Origin of the sequence: Aromatoleum sp., from assembly GCF_032027225.1 — a bacterium.
GTDB lineage: Bacteria > Pseudomonadota > Gammaproteobacteria > Burkholderiales > Rhodocyclaceae > Aromatoleum.
The window spans coordinates 79,774-95,448 of record NZ_JAVSMM010000008.1 but is presented as its reverse complement, the minus strand read 5'-3'; the positions used below and the strand labels follow the sequence as shown (position 1 = coordinate 95,448).

The following is a 15,675-nucleotide window of genomic DNA, read 5'->3' as shown; positions in this document are numbered from 1 at the left end:
GATGGACAAACTCCTGATCGAAGGCGGCACGCGCCTCGCCGGCGAAGCCGCGATTTCCGGCGCCAAGAACGCCGCGCTGCCGATCCTCTGCGCGGCGCTCCTGACGCGCGAGCCGATGACCTTCACGAACGTGCCGCAGTTGAACGACATCGACACGCTGCTGAAGCTGCTCGGTCAGATGGGCGTCAAGGTGAGCCGCGACGGTGACCGCGTCACGCTCGACGCGTCGGTCATCGACAATCCCGTCGCGCCGTACGATATGGTCAAGACGATGCGCGCGTCGATCCTCGTGCTCGGGCCACTCGTCGCGCGTTGCGGCGAGGCCCGCGTGAGTCTGCCGGGCGGCTGCGCGATCGGCGCGCGGCCCGTGGATCAGCACATCAAGGGCCTGCAGGCGATGGGCGCCGACGTCAAGGTCGAGCACGGCTATGTCCAGGCAATGGTGCCGCGCCTCACCGGCGCGCGCCTCTTCACCGACATGGTGACGGTCACCGGGACCGAAAACCTGATGATGGCCGCGTGCCTTGCCGACGGCGAGACCGTCATCGAGAACGCGGCGCGCGAGCCCGAAGTCGTCGATCTCGCGAACTGCCTCGTCGCGATGGGCGCGCGGATCTCGGGCGCCGGCACCGACGTGATCCGCATCCGCGGCGTCGAATCCCTCTCCGGGACGACGCACCGCATCATGCCCGACCGCATCGAAACCGGCACTTACCTCTGCGCCGCCGCGGCGACCGGCGGTGAAATCCGCCTCACCGGCACGTCGACCGCCTATCTCGACTCGGTCGTCGACAAGCTGATGGACGCCGGTTGCGACGTCACCTCCGAACGCGACGCGATCCGGCTGAAGGCGCCGGCACGCCTGACGTCGGTGAGCATCCGCACGTCGCCGTACCCGGCGTTCCCGACGGATATGCAGGCTCAGTTCATGGCGATCAATGCGGTCGCGAACGGCGCCGCGATGATCCGCGAGACGATCTTCGAAAATCGCTTCATGCACGCCGTCGAGTTGCAGCGCCTCGGCGCTGACATTCGCATCGACGGCAACACCGCCGTCGTGCACGGCGTCGAACGTCTGCAGGGGGCGACGGTGATGGCGACCGACCTGCGTGCGTCGGCGAGCCTGGTGATCGCCGGGCTCGTCGCCGACGGCGAGACGGTCATCGAGCGCATCTACCATCTCGATCGCGGCTACGAACGGCTGGAGGAGAAGTTGGCCGCGCTCGGCGCGCGGGTGCGTCGGCTCGCCTGACCGGCGTTGTGCATCCGGACTGGGGCGGACCTTCGGTGCCGCTTCCGGCACCGGGCCGGCTCGGCTCGAGGGCCTTGAAGCGGGTGGCATCGGTGAAACACCGGTATGCGCGGCGCCACCTGCCGCCGCTTTCCCCGCGCGGAGTGCGTCGCGGAAAGCGGGAGAAGGAACGCTTACTGTCCGAGCTCGCCTTCCGCTTGCGGCTGCGAGAGGACCTCGAGCACTTCGAGATGGATCGTGCGCCCGTCATCGGTCTTCCAGTCGATCGACTGCCCGGTTGCGAGCCCGAGCAGCGCGCTCCCGGCCGGGGAAAAGACCGACACCTTGCTGCCGTCCTGCCCGGCTTCGTGCGGGTAGACGAGCGTCAGTTCGTATTCCCGCCCGCCGGGTTGCTCGCGGAATCGCGCGCGGCTGTTCATCGTTATGACATTTGCCGGCATCTGCTCGGGCTCGAGCACTTCCGCACGCTCCAACTCGTCGCGCAGGCCGTCGAGGTCCCTGCGATTGCGGGCGGCGGGGGAAAACAGCATCCCCTCCAGGCGTTCCAGGTCCCGTGAGGAGACCACGATCTCGGGTTTCATGTCGTTTTGCTCTCAAGTGATTGGACAAAAAGAAAAAATGGCCGAACCGCGACCCGGTTCAGCCAATGGCCGGAGGCTAACAGAAGCCCGCGCGGGTTACAATGTCAGTCCGATTTTTCACGAGGCGCCGTTCGTGTCCAGCATCACCCTCGCCCTGTCGAAGGGCCGCATCTTCGAGGAAACCCTGCCGCTGCTCGCGGCTGCCGGCATCACGCCGACGGATAACCCGGAGACCTCGCGCAAGCTGATCATCGGCACGAACCGTCCCGACGTACGCCTGGTCATCGTGCGTGCGACCGACACGCCGACCTACGTACAGTATGGCGCAGCCGATCTCGGAATTGCGGGCAAGGACGTGCTTCTCGAGCATGGCGGGGCGGGACTGTATCAACCGCTCGACCTCGCTATCGCCAAGTGCCGACTGTGCGTCGCGACGCAGAAGGGCTTCGACTACACGGCCGCGACACGTCCGGGCGGGCGCATCCGCGTCGCCACGAAGTACCTCAACAGTGCGAAGGCGCACTTCGCCGCGAAGGGCGTCCACGTCGACCTGATCAAGCTGTACGGCTCGATGGAACTCGCGCCGCTTGTCGGACTCGCGGACGCGATCGTCGACCTCGTGTCGAGCGGTGGCACGCTGCGTGCGAACAATCTCGAGGAAGTCGAGGAGATCATGCCGATCAGCTCGCGGCTGATCGTCAATCAGGCCTCGCTCAAGCTCAAGCGCGAACTGATCCAGCCGCTGCTGGAGGCCTTTGCAGGAGCCGTGAAATGAGTGCCGAAACGGGAAAGATTCGCCGCCTCGATGCCCGCGAGCCTGAGTTCCTCGCGACGCTCGACGCGCTGCTCGCGTTCGAAGGTGGAGCCGACGCACGCATCGACGCGGCGGTCAGCGAGATCCTGGGCGCCGTGCGGACGACCGGTGATGCGGCGGTGCTCGAATACACGCGGCGCTTCGATCATCTCGACGTGAAGACGATGGCCGCGCTCGAATTGCCGAAATCCGAGCTGAAGGCGGCGCTCGACAGCTTGACGGTCGAGCAGCGCGAGGCGCTGCGATTCGCGGCCGACCGCGTGCGCATCTATCACGAGCGGCAGCGCGTCGAGTCGTGGGATTACGTCGAGGCCGACGGCACGCGGCTCGGCCAGAAAGTCACCCCGCTCGACCGCGTCGGTCTCTACGTACCGGGTGGGCGCGCGTCCTATCCGAGTTCGGTCCTGATGAATGCGATTCCGGCGAAGGTCGCCGGGGTCGGCGAGCTGATCATGGTGGCGCCGACGCCCAACGGCGAGAAGAACCCGCTCGTCCTCGCGGCCGCGGCGATTACCGGCGTCGACCGGGTGTTCACGATCGGGGGCGCCCAGGCCGTCGCGGCGCTCGCTTACGGCACGCAGACGCTGCCCCAGGTCGACAAGATCGTCGGCCCCGGCAACGCGTACGTCGCCGAAGCGAAGCGCCGGGTTTTCGGCACGGTCGGCATCGACATGGTCGCCGGCCCGTCCGAAGTCCTGATCATCTCCGACGGCAGCGGCCACGCAGACTGGGTCGCGATGGATCTTTTCGCGCAGGCCGAGCACGACGAACTCGCGCAGTCGATCCTGCTGTGCACGGACGCGAGTTTCATCGACGCGGTCGCCGACGCGATCGACCGCCTGTTGCCGACTATGCCGCGGCGCGAAACGATCGCCGCGTCGCTTGCGAACCGTGGTGCGCTCATCCACGTCGAGAGTCTCGAACAGGCGTGCGCGATCGCGAACCGGATCGCTCCCGAGCACCTCGAACTGGCGCTCGAAAACGCGGAAACGTGGATCGACCGCATTCGCCACGCCGGCGCGATCTTCGTCGGGCACTGGGCGGTCGAGGCGCTCGGCGACTACTGCGCGGGCCCGAACCACGTGCTGCCGACGATGCGTAGTGCGCGCTTCTCGTCGCCGCTAGGTGTCTACGATTTTCAGAAGCGCACGAGCGTCATCCAGATCTCGGAAGCCGGCGCCCAGACGCTCGGGAGCGTCGCGTCGATCCTCGCGCACGGTGAAGGCTTGCAGGCGCACGCGCGTTCGGCGGAGATGCGGTTGCGCCGGTAAGGGCTGCCGATCGTCGATCCGGTGCGAGAGGGCTGCGGCTGTTCCCGCAGCGTTCGTCGCTCAGGCGGCAAGTGCTGCCCCGCAGGTTGCGGGTGCCGGTCCTCGCGCGCCGTGCGGGCGCGACGCGCCCACGGCTCGCTAGCTTCGGAAGTGCTTTCCTCGGTGCCCGGCGCAGTCGGTCGGAGTCAGCGCAGGATTTCGCGCAGCGCCGCGACGAGAACCGCGCATTGCTCATCCGTGCCGATCGTGATGCGAAGAAACTGCTCGATCCGCGGCTGACGGAAATGGCGCACGATGATCGAGCGCGCGCGTAGTTCCGCGGCGAGTTCGCCCGCGTCGCGTCCGGCGTGACGAGCGAACACGAAGTTGGCCGCCGATGGCAGCACTTCGAAGCCGAGCGACGCGAGTTCCGACGTGAGCTGTTCGCGCGTGCCGATAACGGCTTTCCTCGTGCGTTCGAAATATTCTTCGTCCTCGATCGCGGCGATCGCGCCCGCGATCGCGAGCCGGTCGAGCGGATAGGAGTTGAAGCTGTCCTTGACCCGGTCGAGCGCTTCGATCAGTTCGGGGTGTCCGATCGCGAAGCCGACGCGCAGTCCCGCGAGCGACCGCGATTTCGACAATGTCTGCACGACGAGCAGGTTCGGATGGTTCCGCACGAGCGGGACTGCCGAGTCGCCGCCGAAATCGACGTAAGCTTCGTCGACGACGACCACGCACTGCGGGTTGCCTCGAACGATGCGCTCGATGTCGGCCAGCGGAAGCAGCCGACCCGTGGGTGCGTTCGGGTTCGGAAAAATGATCCCCCCAGCGGCTCCGCTGCCGCCACCCAGATAATCGTCCGCACGGATCGCGAGCGAGTCGTCGAGCGGCACCGTCTCGAACGCGATCTCATACAGTCCGCAATAGACGGGGTAGAAACTGTACGAAATATCGGGGAAGCGTACCGGCCGCTTGTGCTTGAGCAAGGCCATGAAAGCATGCGCGAGCACTTCGTCCGAGCCGTTGCCGACGAACACTTCGCCGGAGGCGACGCCGAAGCGCTTCGCGATCGCGGCCTTGAGGAGGTCCGCCCGCGGGTCGGGATATAGGCGCAGTGCGTCGGAGGCTTCCGCACGAATCGCCTCGATCGCACGCGGAGACGGCCCGTAAGGGTGCTCGTTCGTGTTGAGCTTGACGAGATTCGCGAGCTTCGGCTGCTCGCCGGGAACGTAAGGGGTCAGGCCGTGGACGACGGCGCTCCAGTATTGGCTCATCAGCGCGTGGGGTCGGGTATTTGCAGTAGGGGCACGTCTCGGAACGACGTGACGGTAGGACGCGGGCGCGAGTGCAGCTACCGGAAGAGCGGCATTGCGGCGCGATTCGCCGGCGATGGTATCATGCGCAAAAGCGATGCCCGCCGGCATCCGCTGCCCATTTTTTTCCCCATATTCCCATGCGTCACGCCGAAGTCTCTCGCGACACCCTTGAAACCCGGATAACCGCGCGCGTCGATCTCGACGGCTGCGGCAAGGCGAACTTCGCGACCGGCGTTCCCTTCCTCGATCACATGCTCGACCAGATCGCCCGGCACGGCGCGATCGACTTGGATGTGCGGGCCGACGGCGATACGCATATCGACGACCACCATACGGTCGAGGATGTCGGGATCACCGTCGGGCAGGCGTTCGCGAAGGCGCTCGGCGACAAGAAGGGCATCCGTCGCTACGGGCACGCCTACGTTCCGCTCGACGAAGCCCTGTCGCGCGTCGTCGTCGATTTTTCGGGTCGCCCGGGTTTGCACTATTTCGTCAGCTATGCCCGCGCGCGCATCGGCAACTTCGATGTCGATCTCGTACGCGAGTTTTTCCAGGGATTCGTCAATCATGCGGGGGTCACGCTGCATATCGACAACCTGCGCGGCGACAATGCTCATCACCAGTGCGAGACGATCTTCAAGGCCTTCGGCCGGGCGCTGCGGATGGCCGCGGAGCGGGACGAGCGCGCGGCGGGGACGATTCCGTCGACGAAGGGCGCACTCTGACTCTTTTCCTATCCAACTGATTCCGACAAGAGCGATTCAGCGATGAGCCACGTAGCCATCATCGACTACGGCATGGGCAACTTGCGCTCCGTGGCCAAGGCGATCGAGCATGTCGCGCCCGGCCGCCGGGTCGTCGTGACGTCCGAACCGGCCGTCGTGGCCGCTGCCGAACGGGTGGTTTTCCCCGGGCAGGGGGCGATGCCCGACTGCATGCGCGAACTCGACCGACGCGGCCTGCGCCAGGTCGTCAAGGACGTAGCCGCGGCCAAACCCTTTCTCGGCATCTGCATCGGTCAGCAGATGTTGTTCGAACATAGCGAAGAGGGTGATGTGGCCGGACTCGGGATCCTTCCCGGGCGCGTGGTCCGCTTCCCGACCGCCGACATGGTTGCGGCGGACGGCAGCCGGCTGAAGGTTCCGCACATGGGGTGGAACGAGGTGTATCGAAGCCGGCCGCACGCGATGTGGGAAGGAATTCCCGATGGCGAGCGCTTCTACTTCGTGCACAGCTATTTCGTCGTCCCGTCGGACGCTGCCCTCGTGGCTGCGGAGACCGGATACGGCGTGCGGTTTACCAGTGCGGTAGCGCGGGATAACATCTTCGCGATGCAGTGTCATCCCGAAAAGAGCGCACAGGCCGGGCTGCGACTGCTTTCCAATTTCATCTCCTGGATGCCCTGACGCGGCGCCGACTCCTTTCATCTTCCGATACTCGAGCGATCCTCGTATGTTGCTGATTCCCGCTATCGATCTCAAGGACGGTCATTGCGTCCGCTTGAAGCAGGGCGAAATGGACGACGCCACGGTGTTTTCCGAGGAGCCGGCCGCGATGGCGCGCCACTGGATAGAGCAGGGTGCGCGCCGCCTGCATCTCGTCGACCTGAATGGCGCGTTCGCGGGCAAGCCGAAGAACGGCGCTGCGATCCGTGCCATCGTCGATGAAGTCGGCGACGACATTCCGGTGCAGCTGGGCGGCGGGATACGCGATCTCGACACGATCGAGCACTACCTCGACAACGGCATTACGTACATCATCATCGGCACCGCGGCGGTGAAGAACCCCGGCTTCCTGCACGATGCGTGCGGTGCATTCCCGGGGCACATCATCGTCGGCCTCGATGCGAAGGACGGGAAGGTCGCCGTCGATGGTTGGTCGAAGATGACCGGACACGATGTCGTGGATCTCGCCAAAAAATACGAGGATTACGGGGTCGAGGGTGTGATCTACACCGACATCGGTCGCGACGGCATGCTGTCGGGCGTGAATATCGAAGCGACCGTCCGTCTCGCGCAGGCACTGCGCATTCCTGTCATTGCAAGCGGCGGTATCGCCACCATTGCCGACATCGATGCGTTGTGCGCAGTGGAAGCCGAAGGCGTCGCCGGAGCGATCACCGGTCGTGCCATTTACGAGGGAACCCTGGACTTCGCTGCCGCCCAAGCGCGGGCCGACGAACTCAGCGGCGCGGAAGCCTGATGCTCGCCAAGCGCATCATTCCGTGCCTGGATGTGAATGCCGGGCGTGTGGTGAAAGGGGTGAACTTCGTCGAACTGCGCGACGCCGGAGATCCGGTCGAAATCGCGCGCCGCTACGACGAGCAGGGCGCCGACGAGCTCACGTTCCTCGACATCACCGCGAGTTCGGACGCGCGGGACATCATCCTGCATGTCGTGGAGCAGGTCGCGGAGCAGGTTTTCATTCCATTGACCGTCGGCGGTGGCGTGCGCACGGTCGACGACGTGCGCCGGCTCCTCAATGCCGGTGCCGACAAGGTGAGCATCAACACGGCGGCAGTGGACAATCCGCAGGTCGTCGCTGACGCCGCCGCGAAGGTCGGCAGTCAGTGCATCGTCGTTGCGATCGATGCAAAGCAGACCGCCCCCGGCAAATGGCAGGTCTTCACCCACGGCGGGCGCAACAACACCGGGCTCGACGCGGTCGAGTGGGCGCGGAAGGTCGCGGCACTCGGTGCCGGCGAAATCTTGCTGACGAGCATGGATCGCGACGGCACGAAGTCGGGATTCGACCTCGGTCTGACGCGGGCGGTCGCCGACGCGGTGCCGATCCCCGTCATCGCCAGTGGCGGCGTCGGAACTCTCGAACACCTCGCCGAGGGTGTTTCGCAGGGGCGCGCCGACGCGGTGCTCGCGGCAAGTATTTTCCACTTCGGGGAACACACCGTCCGTGAAGCAAAAGAGCTGATGCGCGAACGGGGTATCGAGGTAAGACTGTGAGCAATCCGACTGTGAGCAGCCCGCACCCCGTCAGGTGGCTCAACGACGTGAAGTGGGACGCTCAGGGGCTCGTCCCGGTGATCGCACAGGAGGCGAAGACCGGCGACGTGCTGATGTTCGCATGGATGAACCGCGAAGCGCTGCAGCGCACCGCCGAAAGCGGCGAAGCGGTCTACTGGTCGCGCTCGCGCCGCAAGCTCTGGCACAAGGGCGAAGAATCCGGGCACGTTCAGAAAGTGCTCGAGATCCGCATCGATTGCGACAACGACGTGGTTCTGCTCAAGGTAGAGCAGATCGGCGGCATCGCATGCCACACCGGCCGCCATAGCTGCTTTTTCCGCAAACATCTCGCCGACGGCTCGTGGCAGGCCGTCGACCCCGTTGTCAAGGATCCGAAGGAAATCTATAGATGATCGACATCGAAGTGTTGCGTCGGGTCGCCGCGACCCTTGCCGAGCGCAAGAAGGCGGACCCGGATTCTTCCTACGTCTCGAGTCTGTACGAGAAAGGCACCGACGCGATCTGCAAGAAGATCGCCGAGGAGGCGGCGGAGACGATCATGGCCGCGAAAGACAAGGACATGCTCCATGTAGTGTGGGAGGTGACCGACGTCTGGTTCCATTCGATGGTGTTGCTCGCGCACTTCGGCCTTTCGGTCGAGGACGTGCTCGCCGAGTTCCGGCGCCGTGAAGGCGTTTCCGGCATCGACGAAAAGAAGTCCCGTACGGCTGTGTGAGGCGACTATGAGCGACTGCATTTTCTGCAAGATCGTCGCCGGCGACATTCCGGCAAAAAAGATCTACGAGGACGAGCACGTCCTCGCGTTTCACGACATCAACCCGGTCGCGCCGGTCCACACCCTGGTCATCCCGAAACTGCACATCCCTTCGATGGCGGAACTGCAGCCGGAACACGAAGCCGTGATGGGCAAGGTCATGATTGCGGCCTCGCGCATTGCGCGGGAACTTCATTGCACGGACGGCTTTCGAACGATCGTTAACACGGGCAGGGTCGGACGGCAGGAGGTGTATCATCTCCACGTCCACGTCGTGGGCGGGCCGGACGTTCTACCGGCGATGTTGAAGCGTTAAGGAGAGCAGTAATGGGTTCATTCAGCATCTGGCACTGGCTGATCGTGCTGGTCATTGTCGTGCTGGTCTTCGGCACCAAGAAGTTGCGCAACATCGGCCAGGATCTCGGCGGTGCCGTGAAGGGGTTCAAGGACGGAATGAAGGAGTCCGAGAAGTCCGATGAAGCGCCCCAGCAGAAGATCGAAGGCGATACGATCGACGCGCAGGCCACGGAAAGAACTCGCAAGGTCAATTCCTGAACTGCTTCCGGTTCATCCATGTCAGAGGGGCGCGGCTTGTGTGCGCCCCTTCGTTTTGTCGCCGCCGGCGCGATGAGCCGCTCCGGACAGGCAGGTAAATCATGTTCGATTTCGGTTTTTCCGAACTGGTCGTCATCGCGGTCGTGATGCTCATCGTCGTCGGGCCTGAGCGTCTGCCGAAAGTTGCGCGCACCGCGGGCCACATCCTCGGACGGCTGCAGCGCTACGTTTCGGATGTGAAGTCCGACATCCAGCGGGAAATGCAGCTCGAGGACCTGAAGAAGCTGCAACAGCAGGTAGAGCAGCAGGCGCGCGAACTCGAGTCGTCGGTTCGCGGACAGATGGCGAAGGTCGAGGCGGAGGTCGACGCTACCGCTGCCGAGGTGAAGGCGGATTTGTCCGGACTTCAGCGTCCTGCTCCCGTCACCGAGGCGTCACCTTCGACTCCCATTGCCGCCGCTACCGACGTCTCGTCAGGCCGCGATGAAGTGCCTGCGGGTTCGGCGTCGCCGCGTCTGCCGCCGGCCGAGGCTCAGCAGCAGACGGTTGCGCCCGGGCCGCATGAAGCGCAGCAGCCGGGCGAGGAGCGTGACGGCCAACTGTCGCTGCACCTCGGCCCCTCGGTGAACTCGTCCCCCGCGGAAAAAGCATGAGTGAAGTGCAGGAAACCTTCGTCTCGCATCTCGTCGAGCTGCGCGACCGGCTGCTTCGGGCGATCGTTGCCGTTGCCGTCGTGTTCGTCTGCCTGATGCCTTGGGCAGCGGACATTTACGACCTTCTCGCGCGTCCGATGATGAACACGCTCCCCGAAGGGACGCACATGATCGCGACCGGAGTCGTCACGCCGTTCTTCGTGCCGGTGAAGGTCACGATGATGGTCGCATTCATCGTCGCGCTGCCGATCGTGCTTTACCAGGCCTGGGCTTTCATTGCGCCCGGACTTTACGCCCATGAGCGCCGGCTCGGTGTGCCGCTAGTGCTCGGTAGTACGGTCCTGTTCCTCGTCGGTATGGCTTTTTGCTACTTCTTCGTCTTCGGTACGGTGTTCAAGTTCATCGCCGAGTTCGCACCGAAGAGCATCGTGCCTGCACCGGACATCGAGCAGTACCTGTCCTTCGTGATGACGATGTTCATCGCGTTCGGCCTCACCTTCGAAGTTCCGATCGCGGTCATTCTCCTCGTGAAGACCGGCGTCGTCGGCGTCGAAAAGCTGCGTGAAGCGCGCCCGTACGTGATCGTCGGCGCGTTCGTCATTGCCGCGATCATCACGCCGCCGGACGTGGTGTCGCAGTTCATGCTCGCCGTGCCGATGTGTCTGCTGTACGAGGTCGGCATTCTTCTCGCGAAGTTCGTCGCGGCACCGCGGAGCTCGGCCGACGAAGGCGCCGCCAAACTCGACCAGCTCGAAGCGCCGGAGCCGGACGGAAAGTGACTGTCCGGGGCCTGTAGCCCGGGACGAATGCTGGGACTTCGACCGCCCGTCCGGCAAAAATCGCAGTAGTGAAACTCCAGGCGCACGTGATTCGGATCCGAATCGCCCCGCGCTTTCTGCCAGCAGTTACTGAATTCAGCGGCCCGGGAGCGCAGGGTCAGCCGGCGTCGGGCGACGGCCGATCTGCACCTGCAGGTCCAATTCGGCCTCGGCGCGGCGCACACGGAAATGCGCGCTGCGCCCGGGGGGAAGTCCCGCGACGATCTCGAGCATTCCTTTCGGATCGTGGATCTGAGCCCCATCCACGCCGATCAAGATATCTCCGGGCCGGATGCCGGCGCGTTCGGCCGGGCTGTCGCGAAGGACCCCAGCGATCAGCGCTCCTTCGACGTCCGGAAGTCCGAACGACTCGGCGAGCTCCGCGGTGATTTCCTGGATCTCGACGCCGATCCAGCCGCGGGTCACTTCGCCCGTCGCGACGATTTGCTCGAGCACGTTGCGGGCAATCGACACCGGGATCGCGAACCCGATTCCGAGTGACCCGCCCGAGCGCGAGTAGATTGCGGTATTGATGCCGACCAGGTTGCCATGGCTGTCGACGAGCGCGCCGCCCGAGTTGCCCGGATTGATCGCCGCGTCCGTCTGGATGTAATTCTCGAAAGTATTGATGCCGAGTTGGCTGCGCCCCAGCGCCGAGACGATGCCCATCGTCACGGTTTGGCCGACGCCGAACGGATTGCCGATCGCGAGCACGACATCGCCGACTTCCACCTGATCCTTCGCTGCGAACGTGATTGCAGGTAACTGACCGTTGCCCTGGAGTTTGAGGACCGCGAGGTCCGTTTCAGGATCTCGGCCGACGAGCTTTGCCGGAAACTTCCGCCCGTCGTTCAGCGCCACCTCGATCTCGTCTGCTGCCTCGATGACGTGATTGTTCGTGAGAACGAATCCGTCCGGGCTCGCGAGGACGCCCGAGCCGAGCCCGGACGCGCGCTGTGTCGGAGCGGTGTCCCGCTGTTCGCCGAAAAAGTGGCGAAAGATCGGGTCGTCGAGCAGCGGGTGGCGTGGACGCGTGACGTCTTTCGATGTGTAGATATGGACGACGGCCGGCATCGAACGCTTCGCGGCGTCCGCATAGGAACTCGCACCGGCGGACGGCAGGGAGCCGGTTCCCGGCGCTTCGAGGATAGCGACCACCGAGGAGGGGGCGGCGCCTTTCAACCACTCCGGTTTGAGCGTGTTCAGGACGAACAGCACCGCGACGCTGACCGTCACGGCCTGCGCGAAGATCAGCCACAGGCGGCGCATAATGTTGCTCTGTACGGCGGGTGCCCGGGAGGCTCCCGCAAGGGGATGGAATAATTATAGGGTGGGGATCATATGCAACTCATCGAGCTGCAAACACATCTGGATGAATTGCTGGATGTCGCACGGTTTCGTGATTATTCTCCAAACGGTCTGCAAGTGGAAGGACGGGCGGAAGTGCGCCGTGTGCTGTGCGGCGTGACCGCAAGCCAGGCGCTGGTCGACTGCGCGGTCGAGGGCGGTTTCGACGCGATCCTCGTTCATCACGGGTACTTCTGGCGCGGCGAGGACGGGCGCATCACGGGCATTCGCAAGCGACGGCTCGCGAGCCTGTTGCGCAACGACATCAGTCTTCTCGCATATCACCTGCCGCTCGACGCGCATCCCGAGTTGGGCAACAATGCGCAACTCGGGCGGCTCATGGGGTGGATCGGTGACGGCCGTTTCGGCGAGCAGGACCTCGGGTGGATCGGGCGACCCGAACACGCTTGCCCCGCGGCTCACGTGGCACGTTCGCTCGCGGCGCGTCTCGGTCGCGAGCCCATGCTGGTCGGCGACCCCGAGCGCCCCGTGAGCCGCGTCGCGTGGTGCACCGGCGGGGCGCAGGGGTACTTCGAGCAGGCGATTTCGGCGGGCGCCGACCTGTACCTGTCCGGCGAGATTTCGGAGCCGACGGTGCACTTGGCGCGCGAATCCGGCGTGCCGTACATCGCTGCCGGCCATCACGCGACGGAGCGCTATGGCATCCATGCGCTCGCAGAACATCTTCGCCAATGTCTTGCGCTGGATGCGCAGTTCGTCGATCTCGACAATCCGGTTTGACGGCGTCGGACGACGGCGAATCAGTGCGCCACGTCCGCATTCCCTGAAGCGCGATAGGGGCCGAGTTCTTCTTCGAGGATCGCAGCAAGAACGAGAATTTCGTCGATCGCGCTCAACGGGAAACCTTCCCGCGTGCCGTCGCGGTTGTCGCGCAGCAGCTTTTCGAGGTAGGCCTGACACGCCGGCGTTCCCCATAGCTCGGTCAGCGTCTTCGCGAGGTGAGGCATCTGTTCGATCGATTTGCTCGTCGCACGAGCTTCGTCGAACGTGTCCCAGGTGACCGACTTCACGTTGAAGGTTTTGTTCAACTGCCGTGCGAGGGCGTCGAAGTCGCTGCGCAGGCCCGCGGCGCGGTATACCTCGAGAAGCTTGAGCCACGGCGTAACGGATTTCTTCGGATTCGACTGGATGAACTCCGCGAGGGTCTCGGCGGCGCCCTGAACGCGGCCGAAGCCCATCATGATTTCGGCTAGTTCGATGGCCGACTCGTGCTCTTCGGCCGCCTCCTCGTCGGGCAGCGGGACGGCGGGTTGCGGTGCGGCGACGACGGCGCCTTCCGCTCCGCGCAGTTCAGCCGCCGTGGCCGATATCGAGGGCTCGCTTCCCGATTGCGCCATCGTTGCCGGCGTCTCCGCGGACTCGGCGGGCTCGATCTTGGAAAGCGGTGCGGCGGTTTCCCCGGCTCCCACAGGCTCGTTGATCTCGACCGTCCGGTACGTTCGCCGGCGCAGCGCGAGCAGTGCAACGGCGAGGAGCAGGGACAGGCCGGCAAGCATCGCGGCGAGATAAAGCCACTCGCGTTCGTCGGAATCCGGTTCTGCCGCCGCCGCGTCGACCGCATCCGGCGTCGCCCCGGCCTCCGCACGGGCCTGCTCGACCATCCGGCGCTGAGCGTCTTCGAGTTGTCGGATGCGCTCGTTCAGCTCGAGTTGCGCGACGATCGTGCGGTCGACGGCCATCAGCACGTTCTGCTCCCGACGCAGTTGCTCCCGCTCCGCGTCGCTGGTGCTGCCGATGCGTCCGAAGCTCTCGAGTTCGGTGCTCAGTCGAAGGCGGTCGTCGGGAAAGGGCACGCCAGCGCCGAGCATGAGGCGATCGCTTTCCGAGGCGGCTGGGGGCGGCGGCCGGCCGGCGGCCGGCCGCCGCGTCGGAGCGGTGCGTGCGAGCTCTTTTCGGGGTGCTTCCGGTGAGCTCATCGCGGCGGCAGAGCGCGGGGTTGCCATCGGTGGCGGCCGATCGGTCCCGGTCGCCGGTGCCATCGGCAGCGGGGGCGAAACGGCGCGAGCGAGAGGTGCATCCGGGAACGACAGCAGCAAGGTGTACTCGCGCCGAAGTTGTGTGTCGCAGTGGTCTTCGATCGCGAGCTTCACCACCGGCTCGAATACCGGTGCTGTGCTTTCGACCGTAATCCGAGCCGATGCGCCGCGACCCGACGGGGCGATCCTTGCGTCGCGAATCCAGGGGAGGCCGTCTTCGGTCGTCCCCGGTGCGACACCCAGGCACTCCGACACGCGGGAAAGGTCCCCATCGCGGACCGCGATCTCGACCCGCAGCGGTTCGCCTACTGCAGACGTCCGAACGGGTTCGCCGAGCATGAGCGCTGCTGCCGTCAGCGGGGTAGCGAACAACAGCAGGGCGGACAGCGGGCGTGCGGAGAGCCGGATCTTCAGGCGCGGAATTGTGCTCATGGTCCGTTCGCCAGAACGCGCGTCCAGGCAGAATTTACGTCTTGTATCAAAAATATCGTCGCATTCTAAACAATTTGCCCGGGCTCGGGGGCGACCGCCGTTGCGGTCTTGCCCCTGCGCAAATTGCGACGACGGCAACGCGGTCCCTGGAACGAAGGAGGCGCGAGGATCTGGCCGCGTCGCCGTCGCAGCGTTTCGGCTGCCGCGGCTCTCCGCGGTAGTATCGAGGAATCCTTCCATACGGGCCCGTACGTAAATGCCGCTGTCTCCGCCACTTCGTCCCCGCCGCAAGGCGCACACCCGCCAGATCACGGTCGAGGGCTATCGCCGTGACGACGGCATGCTCGAGCTCGACGCCTGCCTGCGCGATACGAAGGACGTCGATTACGTTCTTGCGTCGGGCGTGCGACGGGCGGGCGACCCGGTGCACGAGATGCACGTTCGTGTCACCCTCGACGCGGCTTTCGTGATCGTCGATGTCGAAGCGTGTTCCGAGCGGGTGCCTTACGAGGGCAGTTGCGACACGATCGCTCCCGCCTACAAGCAACTCATCGGCCTCAACCTCTTGCGCGGCTTCCGCCGCACCGTCGACGAAATGTTCGCTGATGTCCGCGGATGTTCGCATCTGACCGAATTGCTCCTCAGTCTGCCCACGGCGGCCGTGCAGACCGAAGCGACGTTTCGGCGCGACAACGAGGACTCTGGCGAGAAGCCGTTCCAGCTCGACCGCTGCCACGCGCTCGAGACGTCCGGCGAGGCGGTGCGGAATTACTACCCCAAGTGGTACCGGCAGCCCGGCAAGTTGTGACGCTCTGCGCTCCCCGCGCCGGCAGCCCCGGGGGTTGCGGTGTGCAGTTATAATCCTGCGATCTTGCGGCGAGCGCGCCCGATTCGGGGGCGAGTCATGAGACGGGGCTGGGCT

19 protein-coding genes are annotated in these 15,675 nt (G+C 65.0%); 15 read left to right on the top strand and 4 right to left on the bottom strand.

Annotation, left to right across the window (positions count from 1 at the left end):
- Position 1 precedes the first annotated feature (1 nt).
- Entirely contained in the window at positions 2 to 1,252 is a 1,251-nt protein-coding gene (gene murA / locus ROZ37_RS10955) for a UDP-N-acetylglucosamine 1-carboxyvinyltransferase (RefSeq protein WP_312659383.1), read from the top strand.
- A 173-nt stretch (positions 1,253 to 1,425) separates the two neighbouring features.
- On the opposite strand, the gene rnk is transcribed toward murA, so the two are convergent.
- Positions 1,426 to 1,833 carry a nucleoside diphosphate kinase regulator gene (gene rnk, locus ROZ37_RS10950; RefSeq protein WP_312659382.1) on the bottom strand — a complete coding sequence of 136 codons (408 nt, stop codon included), beginning with the start codon at positions 1,831 to 1,833 and terminating at the stop codon, positions 1,426 to 1,428.
- Between the two features lie 133 nt (positions 1,834 to 1,966).
- On the opposite strand from rnk, the gene hisG reads away from it, so the two are divergent.
- On the top strand, positions 1,967 to 2,608 hold the full coding sequence (gene hisG / locus ROZ37_RS10945) for an ATP phosphoribosyltransferase (protein ID WP_312659381.1): 642 nt from the start codon (positions 1,967 to 1,969) through the stop codon (positions 2,606 to 2,608).
- Positions 2,605 to 3,918 carry a histidinol dehydrogenase gene (gene hisD, locus ROZ37_RS10940; protein WP_312659380.1) on the top strand — a complete coding sequence of 438 codons (1,314 nt, stop codon included), beginning with the start codon at positions 2,605 to 2,607 and terminating at the stop codon, positions 3,916 to 3,918. The genes hisG and hisD overlap by 4 nt, the downstream gene beginning before the upstream one ends.
- A 185-nt stretch (positions 3,919 to 4,103) precedes the next feature.
- On the opposite strand, the gene hisC is transcribed toward hisD, so the two are convergent.
- A complete protein-coding gene (hisC, locus tag ROZ37_RS10935) occupies positions 4,104 to 5,174 on the bottom strand; it encodes a histidinol-phosphate transaminase (protein WP_312659379.1) in 1,071 nt (356 codons plus the stop codon).
- Positions 5,175 to 5,353: 179 nt separating this feature from the next.
- Between hisC and hisB the strand changes: the two genes are divergently transcribed.
- The 10 genes from hisB (at position 5,354) to tatC (ending at position 10,938) form a co-directional block, all read left to right on the top strand.
- Positions 5,354 to 5,941 carry an imidazoleglycerol-phosphate dehydratase HisB gene (hisB, locus tag ROZ37_RS10930; RefSeq protein ID WP_312659378.1) on the top strand — a complete coding sequence of 196 codons (588 nt, stop codon included), beginning with the start codon at positions 5,354 to 5,356 and terminating at the stop codon, positions 5,939 to 5,941.
- Between the two features lie 42 nt (positions 5,942 to 5,983).
- A complete protein-coding gene (gene hisH, locus ROZ37_RS10925) occupies positions 5,984 to 6,622 on the top strand; it encodes an imidazole glycerol phosphate synthase subunit HisH (protein ID WP_312659376.1) in 639 nt (212 codons plus the stop codon).
- A gap of 46 nt (positions 6,623 to 6,668) precedes the next feature.
- Positions 6,669 to 7,418, top strand: coding sequence for a 1-(5-phosphoribosyl)-5-[(5-phosphoribosylamino)methylideneamino]imidazole-4-carboxamide isomerase (gene hisA / locus ROZ37_RS10920; protein WP_312659375.1), 750 nt, complete (start codon positions 6,669 to 6,671; stop codon positions 7,416 to 7,418).
- The gene (hisF, locus tag ROZ37_RS10915; protein WP_409449957.1) at positions 7,415 to 8,176 is read left to right on the top strand and encodes an imidazole glycerol phosphate synthase subunit HisF; all 762 of its coding nucleotides are present in this window, start codon (positions 7,415 to 7,417) and stop codon (positions 8,174 to 8,176) included. The genes hisA and hisF overlap by 4 nt, the downstream gene beginning before the upstream one ends.
- Positions 8,177 to 8,187: 11 nt before the next feature.
- Positions 8,188 to 8,589: a phosphoribosyl-AMP cyclohydrolase gene (gene hisI / locus ROZ37_RS10910; protein ID WP_312659473.1), complete on the top strand. Its 402-nt coding sequence runs from the start codon at positions 8,188 to 8,190 to the stop codon at positions 8,587 to 8,589.
- Entirely contained in the window at positions 8,586 to 8,912 is a 327-nt protein-coding gene (locus tag ROZ37_RS10905) for a phosphoribosyl-ATP diphosphatase (protein ID WP_312659373.1), read from the top strand. The genes hisI and ROZ37_RS10905 overlap by 4 nt, the downstream gene beginning before the upstream one ends.
- Positions 8,913 to 8,919: 7 nt before the next feature.
- On the top strand, positions 8,920 to 9,267 hold the full coding sequence (locus ROZ37_RS10900; protein ID WP_312659372.1) for a histidine triad nucleotide-binding protein: 348 nt from the start codon (positions 8,920 to 8,922) through the stop codon (positions 9,265 to 9,267).
- Between the two features lie 11 nt (positions 9,268 to 9,278).
- Positions 9,279 to 9,506, top strand: a complete 228-nt coding sequence (gene tatA, locus ROZ37_RS10895) for a Sec-independent protein translocase subunit TatA (protein WP_312659371.1) — start codon at positions 9,279 to 9,281, stop codon at positions 9,504 to 9,506.
- 101 nt (positions 9,507 to 9,607) lie between these two features.
- Positions 9,608 to 10,159, top strand: a complete 552-nt coding sequence (tatB, locus tag ROZ37_RS10890) for a Sec-independent protein translocase protein TatB (protein ID WP_312659370.1) — start codon at positions 9,608 to 9,610, stop codon at positions 10,157 to 10,159.
- On the top strand, positions 10,156 to 10,938 hold the full coding sequence (gene tatC / locus ROZ37_RS10885) for a twin-arginine translocase subunit TatC (RefSeq protein ID WP_312659369.1): 783 nt from the start codon (positions 10,156 to 10,158) through the stop codon (positions 10,936 to 10,938). The genes tatB and tatC overlap by 4 nt, the downstream gene beginning before the upstream one ends.
- Before the next feature lie 135 nt (positions 10,939 to 11,073).
- On the opposite strand, the gene ROZ37_RS10880 is transcribed toward tatC, so the two are convergent.
- Positions 11,074 to 12,246 (bottom strand): Do family serine endopeptidase, encoded by a 1,173-nt coding sequence (locus ROZ37_RS10880; protein ID WP_312659368.1) that lies wholly within the window; start codon positions 12,244 to 12,246, stop codon positions 11,074 to 11,076.
- 72 nt (positions 12,247 to 12,318) lie between these two features.
- Here ROZ37_RS10880 and ROZ37_RS10875 point away from each other — a divergent pair, with 72 nt between their 5' ends.
- The gene (locus tag ROZ37_RS10875; RefSeq protein WP_312659367.1) at positions 12,319 to 13,065 is read left to right on the top strand and encodes a Nif3-like dinuclear metal center hexameric protein; all 747 of its coding nucleotides are present in this window, start codon (positions 12,319 to 12,321) and stop codon (positions 13,063 to 13,065) included.
- Positions 13,066 to 13,085: 20 nt separating this feature from the next.
- Here the strand turns inward: ROZ37_RS10875 and ROZ37_RS10870 are convergent, their stop codons facing one another.
- Complete coding sequence (locus tag ROZ37_RS10870) at positions 13,086 to 14,753, bottom strand: hypothetical protein (protein WP_312659366.1); 1,668 nt, start codon at positions 14,751 to 14,753, stop codon at positions 13,086 to 13,088.
- A 256-nt stretch (positions 14,754 to 15,009) separates the two neighbouring features.
- Here ROZ37_RS10870 and ROZ37_RS10865 point away from each other — a divergent pair, with 256 nt between their 5' ends.
- Positions 15,010 to 15,561 carry a DUF2889 domain-containing protein gene (locus ROZ37_RS10865; protein ID WP_312659365.1) on the top strand — a complete coding sequence of 184 codons (552 nt, stop codon included), beginning with the start codon at positions 15,010 to 15,012 and terminating at the stop codon, positions 15,559 to 15,561.
- The last annotated feature ends 114 nt before the right edge of the window (positions 15,562 to 15,675 follow it).